General features: G+C 41.3%; 13 protein-coding genes. 9 read left to right on the forward strand and 4 right to left on the reverse strand.

What is annotated here, in order from left to right; all coding sequences use genetic code 11:
- Window positions 1-67 precede the first annotated feature (67 nt).
- Together ACFPU1_RS09535 and adh are read right to left on the reverse strand one after the other, a co-directional pair.
- The gene (locus ACFPU1_RS09535) at window positions 68-430 is read right to left on the reverse strand and encodes a DUF779 domain-containing protein (protein ID WP_385940520.1); all 363 of its coding nucleotides are present in this window, start codon (window positions 428-430) and stop codon (window positions 68-70) included.
- Window positions 431-487: 57 nt separating this feature from the next.
- Window positions 488-2,008 (reverse strand): aldehyde dehydrogenase, encoded by a 1,521-nt coding sequence (gene adh, locus ACFPU1_RS09540; RefSeq protein WP_385940522.1) that lies wholly within the window; start codon window positions 2,006-2,008, stop codon window positions 488-490.
- Window positions 2,009-2,449: 441 nt separating this feature from the next.
- Here adh and ACFPU1_RS09545 point away from each other — a divergent pair, with 441 nt between their 5' ends.
- From ACFPU1_RS09545 to ACFPU1_RS09565, 5 genes are all read left to right on the forward strand, one after another.
- Window positions 2,450-3,295 carry an MIP/aquaporin family protein gene (locus ACFPU1_RS09545; protein ID WP_385940524.1) on the forward strand — a complete coding sequence of 282 codons (846 nt, stop codon included), beginning with the start codon at window positions 2,450-2,452 and terminating at the stop codon, window positions 3,293-3,295.
- Window positions 3,296-3,314: 19 nt separating this feature from the next.
- Window positions 3,315-4,808: a glycerol kinase GlpK gene (glpK, locus tag ACFPU1_RS09550; protein WP_054635975.1), complete on the forward strand. Its 1,494-nt coding sequence runs from the start codon at window positions 3,315-3,317 to the stop codon at window positions 4,806-4,808.
- 163 nt (window positions 4,809-4,971) lie between these two features.
- Complete coding sequence (gene rlmD / locus ACFPU1_RS09555; RefSeq protein WP_385940526.1) at window positions 4,972-6,366, forward strand: 23S rRNA (uracil(1939)-C(5))-methyltransferase RlmD; 1,395 nt, start codon at window positions 4,972-4,974, stop codon at window positions 6,364-6,366.
- 391 nt (window positions 6,367-6,757) lie between these two features.
- Window positions 6,758-7,735, forward strand: coding sequence for an HD domain-containing protein (locus ACFPU1_RS09560; protein WP_385940528.1), 978 nt, complete (start codon window positions 6,758-6,760; stop codon window positions 7,733-7,735).
- A 145-nt stretch (window positions 7,736-7,880) separates the two neighbouring features.
- Window positions 7,881-8,330: a GNAT family N-acetyltransferase gene (locus tag ACFPU1_RS09565; RefSeq protein WP_385940530.1), complete on the forward strand. Its 450-nt coding sequence runs from the start codon at window positions 7,881-7,883 to the stop codon at window positions 8,328-8,330.
- A gap of 96 nt (window positions 8,331-8,426) precedes the next feature.
- On the opposite strand, the gene ACFPU1_RS09570 is transcribed toward ACFPU1_RS09565, so the two are convergent.
- Window positions 8,427-8,861, reverse strand: a complete 435-nt coding sequence (locus ACFPU1_RS09570) for a hypothetical protein (protein ID WP_385940532.1) — start codon at window positions 8,859-8,861, stop codon at window positions 8,427-8,429.
- A gap of 475 nt (window positions 8,862-9,336) precedes the next feature.
- Here ACFPU1_RS09570 and ACFPU1_RS09575 point away from each other — a divergent pair, with 475 nt between their 5' ends.
- Window positions 9,337-10,629, forward strand: a complete 1,293-nt coding sequence (locus ACFPU1_RS09575) for an ATP-binding protein (RefSeq protein WP_385940534.1) — start codon at window positions 9,337-9,339, stop codon at window positions 10,627-10,629.
- Window positions 10,630-10,884: 255 nt separating this feature from the next.
- Window positions 10,885-12,360 (forward strand): protein adenylyltransferase SelO, encoded by a 1,476-nt coding sequence (locus tag ACFPU1_RS09580; protein WP_385940536.1) that lies wholly within the window; start codon window positions 10,885-10,887, stop codon window positions 12,358-12,360.
- A 139-nt stretch (window positions 12,361-12,499) separates the two neighbouring features.
- Here the strand turns inward: ACFPU1_RS09580 and ACFPU1_RS09585 are convergent, their stop codons facing one another.
- Window positions 12,500-13,474: a prenyltransferase gene (locus ACFPU1_RS09585; protein ID WP_385940538.1), complete on the reverse strand. Its 975-nt coding sequence runs from the start codon at window positions 13,472-13,474 to the stop codon at window positions 12,500-12,502.
- Between the two features lie 241 nt (window positions 13,475-13,715).
- On the opposite strand from ACFPU1_RS09585, the gene ACFPU1_RS09590 reads away from it, so the two are divergent.
- Both ACFPU1_RS09590 and ACFPU1_RS09595 read left to right on the forward strand, forming a co-directional pair.
- On the forward strand, window positions 13,716-14,612 hold the full coding sequence (locus ACFPU1_RS09590) for a DMT family transporter (protein ID WP_054635985.1): 897 nt from the start codon (window positions 13,716-13,718) through the stop codon (window positions 14,610-14,612).
- A gap of 104 nt (window positions 14,613-14,716) precedes the next feature.
- On the forward strand, window positions 14,717-15,370 hold the full coding sequence (locus tag ACFPU1_RS09595; RefSeq protein ID WP_385940540.1) for a ribonuclease H family protein: 654 nt from the start codon (window positions 14,717-14,719) through the stop codon (window positions 15,368-15,370).
- The last annotated feature ends 77 nt before the right edge of the window (window positions 15,371-15,447 follow it).

Raw genomic sequence — 15,447 nt, forward strand, 5'->3', positions numbered from 1 at the left:
CGCCGTATACGGAACCGTACGTACGGTGGTGTGAGAGGACGGAGGTTAGTCACCTCCTCCTACTCGATTATCTGGTCTGGCCCAGTTCTTCACGTTCTTCTTGAGTAAAAACCCGGGATCTTGTAAAGAAACGTTTTCCTTCTGGTCCTTCAAGTGAAAACATTCCCCCGCGTCCATCAACCACGTCAATGATTAACTGTGTGTGTTTCCAGTATTCATATTGATCCTTGGATATATAAAAGGGGGAACGACCGATCTCCCCTAAAAGAACATCACTGTCGCCTACCTGAAAATCCCCTTCTGGAAAGCACATTGGAGAACTGCCATCACAACATCCGCCTGACTGGTGAAACATCAAAGGCCCATGGACTGCTTTTAACTTTTCGATCAGCTCAAGTGCTGCATTAGTAGCAGTTACTTTTTCAACCACACCTCTCATCCTTTCAAAGACCCCCGGCTGCTCATGCTGCCGGGGGTGTTTTTTATCTTAAAAGAAACCTAAGGCATCTTCGCTGTAGCTTACGAGAAGATTTTTCGTCTGCTGATAATGACTAAGCATCATCTTATGATTTTCTCTTCCAATTCCTGATTTTTTGTACCCGCCAAAAGCAGCGTGAGCCGGGTATGCATGATAGCAGTTTGTCCAGACACGCCCAGCCTGGATGTCACGGCCAAAGCGGTAAGCGGTATTAATGTTTCTGGACCACACACCAGCCCCTAATCCGTAAAGAGTATCATTGGCAATTGAAAGGGCTTCTTCTTTGTCTTTAAAAGTTGTGACCGAAACGACGGGGCCGAAAATTTCTTCCTGGAAAATACGCATATCGTTTCTTCCTTTAAACACAGTAGGCTGGACATAATAACCATTGGCCAGGTTTCCTTCAAGTGTGTTTCTCGAGCCTCCGGTGAGAACTTCTGCTCCTTCTTGTTTCCCAATATCAAGATAGGAAAGGATTTTTTCTAGCTGTTCCTGAGAAGCCTGGGCTCCCATCATTGTATCGGTATCTAGAGGATCACCGATTTTAATTTCGTTGACTCGCTTTAAGGCCCGGTCTATAAACTGATCATAAATGGATTCTTGTATTAAAGCACGAGACGGGCAGGTGCAGACTTCCCCCTGGTTTAAAGCAAACATGACAAATCCTTCAATGGCTTTGTTTAGAAACTTGTCGTCTTCCTCCATCACATCTTCAAAGAATATGTTAGGAGACTTTCCGCCCAGCTCCAATGTAACTGGAATGATATTTTGAGAAGCATACTGCATGATGAGCCTTCCTGTAGTTGTTTCCCCGGTAAAGGCAACTTTGGCTACTCTGTCACTGGAAGCAAGGGGCTTGCCAGCTTCTACTCCAAACCCGCTTACAATATTTAATACACCTGGCGGCAGGAGATCTTCTATTAATTCAAGCAGAACAAAAATGCTAGAAGGAGTCTGTTCGGCAGGTTTAAGGACGATAGTGTTGCCGGCAGCAAGGGCAGGAGCAATTTTCCATGTTGCCATCAAGAGCGGGAAGTTCCACGGAATAATCTGCCCGACTACGCCAAGAGGCTCGTTAAAGTGGTAGGCCACGGTATCATCATCAATTTGGCTGAGAGATCCTTCTTCACTGCGAATAACCCCGGCAAAATATCTAAAGTGATCAACCGCAAGAGGGATGTCTGCATTTAAGGTTTCCCTGACTGCTTTGCCGTTTTCCCAGGTTTCTGCAACAGCGAGCATTTCCAGGTTTTCTTCCATTCTATCTGCTATTTTGTTAAGTATATTTGCTCTTTCTGCTGGAGGTGTTTTGCCCCAGCTGTCCTTCGCCTCATGGGCTGCATCAAGAGCAAGGTTTACATCTTCTGAAGAGGATCTTGCCAGTTCGCAAAAGACCTCTCCCGTAATTGGAGTAACATTTTCAAAATACTGATTGTTTACAGGGGGCTTCCATTCCCCGCCAATGTAATTGTCATAGCGGTCTCTGAATTGGACAAGTGAGTTTGGAGTATTCGGCTGATCATAGCGCATGCAAATCATCCTCCCTGGTAGATAAATAGTTTTCATAGACTGTAAGTAGTCTACCTAGACATATGCAGTACCTTGATAAAGCAGAACAATTCAATTTCTTGACTGAATAACTGTTCCGGTTCTTCTCCTCCCCTGTTTTGAGATCGCTTTCATTTTATCATTTTTTTCAGAAAATACAAATATTAACTCTCATAATCTGGATGAAATTTGTACTTTTTAACAAAAAGAATAAAAGCTTAGTAGGGAAGACAAAAGTAGAAAAATAAATTGACAACGCTTTCAGCCTATGATTTACTAGTATGTAAGTTAATCAATCTGGCGGAGACATGGAGACCAGCAAATGCGTTTATACGAGGGAAAGTATGTTCCTTGGTATAAGCGATTTTGCTGGTCTCTTTTTTGTTTTAGCCAGAATATGAAAGGTAAGGGGTGGTCTTCGGCATGAGTCCGTTCATAGGAGAATTACTAGGAACGATGATCTTAATACTGTTTGGAGCAGGGGTCGTAGCAGGAGTTGTATTAAGAGGCACAAAGGCAGAGAATTCCGGCTGGATCGTCATCACCGTGGCCTGGGGGCTTGGAGTGACGATGGGTGTGTATGCTGTTGGGAGTATAAGCGATGCCCATCTTAATCCAGCGGTAACGATAGGATTTGCGTTAATCGGAGATTTCCCCTGGAGTGAGGTTCCAGGCTATGTCTCTGCACAAGTTACCGGAGCATTTATTGGTGCTTCACTCATTTGGCTTCAATACTATCCTCATTTTAAGAAAACAGAGGATGAAGGGGCAAAGCTTGGCGTATTTGCTACCTCACCTGCTATCCGGCATTCACCTTCCAACTTCTTTAGTGAAGTACTTGGAACGTTCGTACTGGTTCTTGGCCTGCTGTTTATTGGGGCAAATGAATTCACAGAAGGCTTAAATCCTTTAATTGTAGGCGCTTTAATTATAGCTATTGGTTTATCATTAGGGGGGACTACCGGATATGCGATTAATCCGGCAAGAGATCTTGGACCCCGTCTTGCTCATTTCTTTTGGCCGATCGCAAATAAAGGCTCCTCAGACTGGGCATATGCATGGATTCCCATAGCGGGACCAGTAATTGGCGGAGGACTTGGAGCCCTTTTTTACAGTGCTGCTTTTGAAGGAGTCATTTACTCAGCCCTTTGGCTGTTTATCATTTTCTTTGCCGTGGTACAAGGACTTACCATAGTATTAGAAAGAAGAAAGAATATCAGCGAAGAATTTAAAGAAGATGTTATCCATCGCAGAAAAGTAGATGCATAAGGGTAAGGGAGGCTTAACCATGGAGAAAAAATATATTCTATCACTTGATCAAGGAACGACAAGCTCGCGGGCCATTCTATTTGATAAAGAAGGAGAAATCATTTCTGTCAGCCAAAAAGAATTTACACAGCTTTTTCCAAAGCCAGGTTGGGTGGAGCATGATGCCAACGAAATATGGAGTTCCATTCTTTCAGTGATTGCCGGGGCGCTGGCCCAAGCTAGTATTTCCCCTAAGGAAATAGCCAGCATAGGTATTACAAATCAAAGAGAGACGACAGTCATCTGGGAAAAAGAGACCGGAAGACCAATCTATAATGCTATTGTCTGGCAGTCCAGGCAAACGAGAGAAATATGTGAAGAACTCTCAAACCAAGGGCTTGATCAAACCTTCAGAGATAAAACAGGCCTTTTAATAGATGCATATTTTTCCGGAACGAAGGTAAAATGGATTCTAGACCATGTGGACGGGGCAAGAGAAAGAGCAGAAAAAGGTGAGCTTCTCTTTGGGACAATTGATACGTGGCTAATCTGGAAGCTGACTGGCGGTGAGGCCCATGTTACTGATTACTCCAACGCTTCACGGACTCTCATGTTTAATATCCACGAGCTGAAATGGGATGATGATCTTTTAGAAATTTTGGATGTCCCAAAAGCAATGCTCCCTGAAGTGAAGCCATCTTCAGAAGTATATGGGGAAACCGTAAGCTATCACTTTTTTGGTGAAAGAGTGCCAGTGGCTGGAGCAGCAGGAGACCAACAGGCCGCACTGTTCGGCCAGGCTTGCTTTGAAGAAGGCATGGCAAAAAACACGTACGGAACAGGCTGCTTTATGCTTATGAATACAGGAGAAAAAGCAGTAGCCTCCGAGCATGGGTTACTTACTACTCTTGCCTGGGGGATTGATGGCAAAGTAAACTACGCACTGGAAGGAAGTATATTTGTTGCGGGATCTGCCATTCAGTGGCTTCGCGACGGTCTGCGTATGCTAAAGAATGCCTCTGACAGTGAGAAGTATGCTGAAAGAGTCTCTTCTACTGACGGAGTTTACGTAGTGCCTGCTTTCGTTGGTCTGGGAACTCCTTACTGGGATTCAGATGTTCGAGGGGCCGTATTTGGGTTGACAAGAGGAACAGAAAAAGAGCATTTTGTGAGAGCTACTCTTGAATCTCTTGCCTATCAGACAAAGGATGTACTTCAGGCAATGGAAGCAGATGCAGATACAGAGCTTAAATCCCTGCGCGTGGATGGGGGAGCGGTTGCTAATAACTTCCTGATGCAATTTCAAAGTGATATCTTAGGCGCAAGAGTGGAAAGGCCAAATGTGAAGGAAACCACTGCCTTAGGAGCAGCATACTTGGCAGGGCTGGCTGTAGGCTTTTGGAAGGACAAAGAAGAAATCAGCAAGCAGTGGAAAGTGGAAAAGTATTTTGAACCTGAAATCGCAGAAGAGGAACGAGAGAAATTGTACGGTGGATGGAAAAAAGCTATTCAAGCAGCACAGGCTTTTAAATAAATGAGAAAACCTGGCCGGAGAACCGGTCAGGTTTTTGTTTGGGAAGGATTTTGGAAGCTTTTTGTGTACAACTCTCTTCAGAGGAGATAATATAAGAAATCAGGCAGTATGTGGTACAATCACGATAGCTTACACAACCAGCCATAAAGGATGAACGATATAGATGAGCAAACAAAATAAGCAGGGAAACGCCCCTGTCCAAAAAAACGAAATTATTGATGTTACCTTCGAAGATTTAACTCACGAAGGGGCAGGAGTTGCAAAGGTTGATGGGTATGCCTTGTTTGTTCCCAATGCTCTTCCGGGCGAACAGGCGAAGGTGAAAGTGGTGAAGACCAAGAAAGGCTATGGATTTGGAAAACTGCTGGAGCATACGAAAGAAAGTGAATACAGGGTTGAACCTCCCTGTCCCATTTATAAGCAGTGCGGGGGATGCCAGCTTCAGCACCTTTCCTATGAAGGACAGCTTGATTATAAGCAGAACCAAGTGAAAAATGTCCTGCAAAGGATTGGAGGGCTGGAAAATGTGACTGTCCATCCTACGTTAGGTATGGAGGATCCCTGGCGCTACCGTAATAAGGCTCAAGTTCCGGTAGGAATGGAGGAAGGGGGCCTTGTGGCGGGCTTTTACCAGCAGCGAAGCCACCAGATCATTAATATGGAACGCTGTGTCATTCAGGATGAGGCTAATGATGAAGCGGTATCAAGGGTAAAAGAGATCGCCGATCAATATGGTATTAAAGCGTATGATGAAAAAATTCATAAAGGAACACTCCGCCATATTGTTGCCCGCCATGCTCTAAATACAGATCAATTGATGGTAGTACTTGTGACCAAAGGAACTGAGCTGCCTAACAAAAAGAATATAATAGATGAAATCCGTCAGGCTTTGCCTAATGTGAAATCCATCGTACAAAACATTAATCCCAAACGGACAAATGTTATCTTTGGAGAACAGACAAAGGTGCTCTGGGGCGAAGAATACATTTATGACACGATCGGTGAGATTAAGTTTGCCATATCGGCCCGCTCCTTTTACCAGGTGAACCCGAAGCAAACAAAGGTCCTTTACGACAAAGCACTGGAATATGCAAATTTGACTGGAAGAGAAACAGTGATTGATGCGTACTGCGGCATCGGAACCATTTCCTTATTCCTCGCCCAGAAAGCAAAGCACGTCTACGGAGTAGAAATAGTGCCCGAGGCCATTTCCGATGCAAAACGAAACGCGAAGCTGAATCATATGGATAATGTAGACTTTGCTGTCGGAGAAGCAGAGGAAGTGATCCCCTGGTGGCATACAGCTCAAGGCATCACACCAGACGTGATTGTGGTAGACCCGCCGCGGAAAGGCTGCGATGAAAAGCTGTTAGAAACGATTATAAAGATGAAGCCGGAAAGAGTGGTATATGTGTCATGTAACCCGGCAACGCTGGCAAGAGATTTGAAGATATTAGAAGAGGGCGGATTTGAAACCAAAGAAGTACAGCCCGTCGATATGTTCCCACAGACGGCACATGTGGAGTGTGTGTCGCAGATAATATGGAAAGGGAATTAACTTTCAGTGAATAGGTTAAAGCGATAATGGATGGTTGGCTTTCCATCTTTATCGACCAGCACCTTTTCCACAAAATGATGAAGCATTTCAGGTGTCAAATCATCAAAGGGAAAGTAATGATTCAAACTTTCCTTTAAGGTATGGTACTCATTTAATGGATTACTTGAGAGAAGCTGTTGTTTGAGCTTCTCTCTTTTTTCGTATAAATCCTTTAGTTCCTGTTGTGCTTTATCAGCGACCTCTCGGTATTCTTCGTGCAGTCAAGAGGTTTTAAGCGGCTGCTCTTGTATACTAAATGGGGAGACTGTTTAGTAAGGCCTTACAAATGTACTATCTAACAAACATAACAGTTGGAGATTGCTTTGTGACAATAAGTTTAAGGGGGGAATTATTGATTATATATGATGACATTTACGGTGAATTTGAAGTAGAGAAAGTATTAGAAGAATTAATTTTTAGTGAACCAGTTCAAAGGTTGAAGGGAATTCATCAAGGCGGAGCAAGTTACTTGGTTAATCAGAAGTGGAATGAAACACGCTTTAACCACTCAATAGGTGTCATGTTGTTAATTAGAAAACTTGGTGGTTCATTAGAAGAGCAGATCGCAGGGTTATTGCATGATGTTTCCCATACAGCTTTTTCTCATGTCATTGATTTTGTCTTTGAAAATATAGAAGAAGACTATCATGAGAAAATATATAGTGATGTTGTTAAAAACTCCGATATACCGGTAATTTTAGCTAAATATGATTACAACTATGAAGAAATTCTGTTTGACGATTCAAAGTGGACATTGTTAGAACAGGCCGCACCTGAATTATGTGCGGATAGGGTAGATTATACTCTTCGTGACATGTATAAATATGGAAACGTCTCACTAGAAGAGGTACATGATTTTTTGAAAGATTTGATTGTGATTGAAGGGAAAATGTATCTTCAAAGCATTGATGTAGCTGAATGGTTTGTTGAAACGTATTACAAGGAAGTAATTGACTTCTTTATGGACCCGTTAAATATTTATGGATATGATATCTTAGCTAAGACTCTGAAACTTTCATTAGAAAAAAATGTATTAAACTCTAATGACTTCCTTGGCCAAGATGACGAGTTAATAAATAAAATCAAATCATCAGAGGATAAGGAGTTACTTAGTTTGTTAAGAAAGCTCAATCCGAATGTGCAAGTAAAAGAAGATAGAGAGTATTACGATTTATACCGAAGAAACAAACTTCGACTGATTAACCCTTCTGTATATAGGAATGGAGAATTAAAACGAGCGTCAAAATTATCAGAAAGAGTAAGGATAATGGGCAATGTAGCTTATGAGAAAGCCACAGGAGGGATGTATGTAAGAATACTCTCTAATTAGGAATACAATGTTATTAAGATGACTGACGGGGGTGCGACAGCTTAATAAGGTTTTCGCCTTTCTCTTATTGAAGCAACGAGACAATTCTGTTTAAGCTTGTCGTAAGGAAATTAAATATTTAGTTATTACAGTAGGGGGGAAACAATTGAGTATTGATTACTCTACTATTTTTAACTCATTACCTGAAGAGAAAGTTTTAGTTGGAATAGTAGATTTACATAAAAATATTTTTGGCACTTCAGATGATTTGATTACCAAAATGAGAAGTAAACAAAAATTATTAGTTATTATTGCGATGGACGGTACAAAGGTAATTGGTTATAAGATTGGGTATGAACTTGATAAGAATAAATTTTATAGTTGGTTAGGTGGGGTGGATAAAAATTATAGAAAACATGGTATTGCTTCTGAGTTAATGGAAAAACAACATCGATATATAAAGGAACAGGGTTATAGTGTTATTCAAACAAAAACAATGAATAAATGGCGTAGTATGTTAGTGTTGAATATAAAGAAAGGGTTTGATGTTACTGATACTTATATTGACGAAAAAGGATTACACAAAATCATTCTTGAAAAGAAATTACTCAACTAACGAGGAAAAATAAAGTTAAACCTTATAAGTCGCTCATTTCCTTAATAGTAAGAGAATGGGCGACTTTTTCAAAGACAGAACCCTGCTTCTTTGATATCAATCAACTTTTAGGGAGATCGTTTCTTCCTTCTCTCCTTTGGGGGTTTCCCACGAAAGCGTGACGCTTGTTTCATTTATGCCTTCTTGAAAAGACCTTACACTCTGGGCAGTAGTCCCGCCGCTTCCACCGCTGCCCCCTAGGCTGAATTCTGAGGTTCCCTCCTCTATTTCGTTACGTTCTCCTGAAGAACCTCTGCTTTGAGATGCAGGGTAATGAAATTCATAAGAAAGGGAATGAATAGGTTCATCAGACTTATAGGTAGCTATTCCGTACTCTTCAAATTCATCATTCTCGCTAAAATAATATTCCATCTCTATGTTCCAATGTACTCCATTCCCCGTTGCGGTAAATTCTTCACTATTATCCAAGGTACAACTGACAAGCAAAAATAAGGATAACAACAATAACGGGCTGGAAAAGTTGTGTATCAAGTCTATTCACCGCCTTTTGCAAGAGAGCAGGGTTAAGAAGGTTGCCTATGTATCTTTTCTCGCAGTTTGTTATGCTCCTTCATTTTCTCAACAACTCTATCTGTTTGTTTTCGATAGTTCAGCTAAGTGACGCTAAAAGAATATTGCAATTACAATAATCAAGTTTCCGCTCATTTTCTTCTAAGCTTAGCTATATTTTATAAAATATGAAATGATAAAAGATTTCTTCCCAAAAACAACCCTGAGAGTAAGATTTTTTTGAAGCGCCCCTTTAATGCAAAAAAGCAGGAGATGCCTATTTCCGGCTTCCTGCTATATTTTTTTATGGGAGAGTTTCTGTGAAATATAACCATTTCTTCTTTTATTTTAAGTGTAACAAAAATATGGAGACATTTATTAGAAAAAAGTAAATAAATTTCCTTTTAAACGCGGTATACTGAATATACATTGCATGCATAAAAAGGAAGTGAACACCATGACATTGCCACTTGTCATAGACGCTCATCTATTATTTCTATTACATCTTCTCTTATTAATTTTGCCTTTATTTTTATACGTGCTTTTCTATTTTGATCAACCGTTTAAGCAGCATACGATACCAGAACCTCTCTTGATAGTGGCTCTTTCCGTTTTACTGCTCATTACATTGTTTACTCCCATTGAGATACATGAGGGAATCCGCTTTGATCTCAGGCTTGTTCCTATGATAATAGGTTTTTTATTTTTAGGACCGAAAGTGGGCCTGATCTTGTTTCTTATTTATGGATTTATGAGAATTGTTTTCTTTCCCTATGAACATATCACGCTTGTTACTGTTCCATATATCCTCCTCTATATATTCCTGTGGTTTGTGTACCCTTATTTTGTTAAGGGATCGTTAAAGCACAAAGCATTCTTCATTACGTTCATCCATGTGTTTTACTTATTTATATTTACTGCAAACATTAGAATGCTCAGACCGATAGATTCTTTAGAGTTTCTTACAATTGCAGACCTGGCTGCGATGCAGCTGTTGTTTCTTCTACTGGTTACTTACTTTCTGGAAAAAATAAAGAAAAATGCTCAATTGCGTCAAGACTATATCCAATTAGAGAAATCTAAAGTACTAAGTGAAATGGCCAGTACTGTCGCACATGAGGTAAAAAACCCGCTCACGACAGTTCAGGGGTTTGTTCAACTGTTAGGGAATGAAAAAGTAGATACCAACAAAAAAGAGTGGTATGTGTCGATAGTTCTGGAGGAGTTAAAAAGGGCGGAAGGCATTATAACTGACTATTTAAGCTTATCCAAACATACTGATGAGATAACATCACTACTCGTAAAGGAAGAAGTCAATTATGCTGTAGAAATAATGAAACCTTTTGCTATGAGATTCGGGGTAAATATTATTACTGACATCAACACGGATGGAAAGATTGAGGGGAATTCACAGAAGTTGAGGCAGTCATTGATCAATATTATAAAAAACGGGGTAGAAGCCATGGAATCAAGGGGAGGGACGTTAGAGGTAAAGGCTGTAAACAAAGGAGAAAAAGTAATCATAAGCATAACAGATGAAGGACCGGGGATGACAAGAGACCAGATCAGCCAGCTTGGATCTTTTTATTCGACGAAGGAAACAGGAAGCGGGATTGGTACTATGGTGACACGCAGCATTATCGAACAAATGAAAGGAACAGTCAATTATGAGAGTGAAAAATCTAAAGGGACCACCGTTCAGCTGACTCTGCCTTTGTCAGGTGCTGAAACGGGTTCTGAAAATGAGTAAATCAATTCTTGAAGTGTCAGGTAAGCAGCTGGCAATTTTTTGTGACGGAAAAACAAAACAGGGAGTCAAAGGCAGAAGCTTTATTAATGTTAAATGTCCTGAAGGTAATGTACAATGTAAAGCAGGAAATGTTATCCAAGTTGTGTGAAGGTATATCAAAATGGGAAAAGCAGACATTAAAAAGGTTATGTCTTTAATAACGTATCTACATGTTTATAAATGAACGACTAAGTCAAATAAAGAAAAGGAGATAGGATGACACAGAGAAAAGACATTACAGAAGCAGGTTGGAATTTAGACAACAGTTATGCCCGTCTGCCTAAATTGTTTTTTAGCAGCCTTGAACCTGACCCTGTTCGTTCGCCTAAGCTTGTCATTTTTAATCACTCACTTGCAGAATCAATAGGATTGGAACCAGAAGCCTTGGAGAGTGACGATGGAGCAGCCTTGTTTGCTGGTAATGAGATCCCTGAAGGTTCAAATCCTCTAGCCCAGGCATATGCTGGTCATCAATTCGGAAATTTTACCATGCTGGGGGACGGACGGGCCCTGCTCCTGGGAGAACAGATGACTTCATCAGGAGAGCGGTTTGATATTCAGCTTAAAGGTTCAGGTAGAACTCCATACTCCCGCGGGGGAGATGGCCGAGCGGGCCTTGGACCGATGCTGAGAGAATATATTATGAGTGAAGCGATGCACGCGCTAGGAGTGCCTACGAATCGAAGTTTAGCAGTTGTCACCACAGGTGAACCGGTGTACCGGGAAAATATCCTGCCAGGAGCTGTGTTAACCCGAGTAGCCTCCAGTCATCTCCGAGTAGGAACCTTTCAATATGCAGCCAAGGGGACATCGGTTGAAGATCTGCAGGCGTTAGCCGATTATGCAATAGAGAGGCATTTCCCAGGTATAAAAGAACATAACCGTCCCTATTTATCCTTGCTTGGAAGAGTAGTCGAGCGTCAAGCTGACTTGATAGCAAAGTGGCAGCTTATTGGCTTTATACACGGAGTAATGAATACAGACAATATGACTGTAAGTGGAGAAACAATAGATTACGGCCCTTGTGCATTCATGAATGCCTATGATCCGGAAACGGTATTCAGTTCAATTGATGTTCAAGGCCGGTACGCCTATGGCAATCAGCCGCCAATTGCCGGCTGGAATCTCGCACGGTTTGCTGAAACCTTGCTGCCGTTGATTGAGAAAGACCAGGAACAGGCTGTGAGCCTTGCCCAGGATGAGGTTTCTCGCTTTCCTGAGCTCTTTAAGCAAAACTGGCTCGAAGGAATGAGGTCAAAGCTAGGATTATTGAGTAAAGAGGAAGAAGATGAGTCTCTCATTGAAAATCTTCTCACTATCATGCAGAGGCATGAAGCTGATTTCACGAATACATTCAGGGCTTTAACGTTAGGCAAGCTGGAGGGCTCAAGTTTATTTGACGCTGAAGACTTTAGTAAGTGGCATGAAAAGTGGCAGGAAAGAGTCAGCAGGCAAGAGGTTTCAAAAGACTCTATTCAAGAGGTAATGAGAAGAAGCAACCCATCTGTCATCCCACGTAATCATCGGGTGGAAGAGGCGCTTGAAGCTGCCGTGGAACATGAAGATTACAGCGTAATGGAAAAGCTTCTTGAAGTTCTAGCAGACCCTTATGCTTATTCCCCGGAACAGGATGAATACACTACGCTGCCTGTACCTTCAGGACGTCCTTACCGGACTTATTGCGGAACGTAAGGAAAAGTAATTAGAAGAAAACACAACACAGGAACCCCCGTTTTTATTAAAAGACGGGGGTTCTTTCATTTTCATTTTTCTTTGAGAGAACTAACATTTCTCTATCCGTTGGTAAGATGACTTGAAGCACAGCGTGTACTTAAATAAAGAGGCCTAAGCCTGTTGCAGTGATCATAGCAAGAAGCAGCATGATCTTCTCAAAATAAGAGACTTGGTGATGATTTTCTACGTTCATTTTCAATACAAGAAACGCAGCAATGGAAACAGTAACAAGGAGAACCAATGCCGCTCCTATACGGTCGCTTCCAAGCCAGAAAATGCTGATACCCGACGCAAATAGATAAAGCAGGGCAGGAATACGTGCATAGTACAGGCCGAACTTTTCGGCAAACCATACGACACTGGTTCTTTTTTGCGGGACAGCTTTTTTGTCTGCTTCAAGATCAGGAATATGGTGAACCATTACCCAGGCTAAGCAAAACAAGGCATTAATGACAGCATTCTGCCAGGCCCATAAAGGGATTTCTCCGAGAATCAGCCACGGACCGGCAAAACCAAGAAAAAGGATAGAAATAAATAAACTAAGCCATTCCCCAAGAAAAGGCCGATAGCTTAAGCGAAGAGGCGGAAGAGAATAGGAAGCTGCTGCCCACACCCCTATCACTAATAAAATAGACAATCTGTAATAAGAAAATATGGCAAGGAGTAAAGCAAGCAATATAAGAATAATGGCGAGCCACTTCCCTACTAGCCAAAGCGTTTTAGGAGGCACCAGTTCATTCTGAACTATGCGGCTTCCCCCCGACAATATAGCCGGGCTGTGCTGGTCAGTGCCAGACTGGAAATCAGTGTAGTCGTTCAAAGCATGCGTGAGGACCCCGTGAATCAAAAAAGCAGAGAAGGTTAAAAAAAGAAACATGAACAATAAATACCCGTTTGAAATGGTATAGTACAAAAATAAAGGAAGCATGGTAGAGACAATTGTTGCAACACTTGAAGAAAGCACAGCAACAGCGCGAAGTAATAACCATCCAATCCGAAAGCTTGAGAGGATACGTTGATCCATGGCAGTAACCCTTTCTTTCATTCGTTCTGTAATGTTTAATAAGGACAATTAGTGAGTGTAACCTAGACCAAAACTTATACTCGTACATTATATGTTCAACGCTTTGCATGTCTTTTCCTTGAAATATTTTTTACAGCTTACCATCCCACCTTTTATAGTTCTTGTTTCTTACAAGGTGCCTCTCATTTTATATGAAAAGGGAAGTGTATGAAAAGTACAAGGCATGTTATTGTAGAGCTTGTCTATTCTTTCTTAAAGGAGGGGAATTCTAATTTATCCATACATATTAATGATACTTGTTGTCATCTTTTACGCTGGCAACATTCTTGTAGGAAAAGCAATGAATGATCTGCCGCCTTTCACAATTGCGTTCTTTCGTTTGTTAGTGGCTTTTATTGTTTTAGTTCCGATTGGATTTCTTACCGCCTGGAAATACCGGATGACGTTCTGGAAATATAAAAAGCCTTTTTTAATTATGACATTAACTGGTGTTACTTTTTTTAATACGTTTATATATGGATCCCTGCAATTTACTACCGCTACCAATGTCGCTGTCCTTGAAACAGTGATACCAGTAACCACGGTTATTTTAAGCGCCTTTATGCTGAAGGAACGATTGGCAGGTGTTCAGTGGATTGGGGTTTTCTTATCTTTTTTTGGAGCGGTATGGGTGGTTTTGGATGGCAGGATATTTGGCATAACAGCCATGGCCTGGAACATTGGTGATGTCATTATGATTGGAGCCATTATCACGTGGGCTGTCTACACAATCTTTGTAAAAAAGTACATGCATCTCTTTCCACCTTATGCTGCTCTGTTTGTGATGACAGGAGTTTCAGTCGTTGTTCTTTTACCTATTGTCCTAATTGAATGGATTGTTACTGGGGTGCCTGCTTTTGATCCTTCCAGTCACGTGAGCGGCCTTTTATACTTAGGAATCTTTCCTTCTTTTATCGCTCTGGTCTTTTATAATCGTGCAGTGGATCTTTTGAGTCCCTCCAAAGCTTCTGTATTTTTGAACTTTCTCCCCGTTTTCACTATGGCAGGAGCATATTTGTGGCTTGATGAAACCATAACGGGAATGCAGGTGCTTGGGTCTCTTATCGTAATTGCCGGTGTAATCATAACTACACAGTTTTCTGGCAAACGTGAAAAAGTACGATCAACAAAGTCACAGGGATACTGATCTTTTCTGCGAAAGTTACTAAACTTGATTAGTGACAGGACAAAAACTAAATCTGAAGGTAAAAGGGTATAACAGTAGTAAAAGTGACAAAAGGTGGGGTCAAGATGAAGGTTAGTCTGGAAGTGAAGTACAAAACGCCGAAAGGGACGGAAACCTCGTTCACCTCAGAGGAGATGAAGGTAGAAAAAGCGTTGCTGATTGCTGAAGATTTGCAAAAAACAGGCAGAGTAAAAGAAGTTATCTTTGTTGACCAGCTGCAAACGACATGGACTATTAAAGAGATAAAAAAATATGTAGAGGAAGTAGAAACGGAACCTCATAATATAACGGTGTATTTTGACGGGGGATTTGACCACAGTTCACGAAAGTCTGGTCTTGGCTGTGCAATTTACTATGAACAAAACGGCAAGTCATTTCGAATGCGCAAAAACGCACAGGTTGATGACCTTGATACAAATAATGAAGCAGAGTATGCTGCTCTTTATTTTGGTTTACAGGAACTAGAGCTTTTGGGCGTTCACCATTTACCAGTGACTTTTATCGGGGATTCTCAAGTAGTGGTCAATCAGCTTAATGGAGAGTGGCCTTGTATGGAAGAGACGCTAAATACATGGGCTGAAAGAATAGAGCGAAAGATTAAAGAGCTTGGAATCACTCCTGAATTCACCCTTGTTACAAGAAAAAAGAACCAGGAAGCTGATCAATTAGCTTCGCAAGCGCTTAAGGATATAGAAATTACAAGTACACTTGAAATATAGCGAAATTTAGTGTCTGTCCACTTCAAGGGCAGGCGCTTTTTTTAATTGATCATCCCTCTTCCGGGCATACTAGTTTG

The sequence above is a fragment of the Thalassorhabdus alkalitolerans genome (assembly GCF_042656525.1).
In the GTDB taxonomy this organism is placed as follows: Bacteria; Bacillota; Bacilli; order Bacillales; family Marinococcaceae; genus Thalassorhabdus; species Thalassorhabdus alkalitolerans.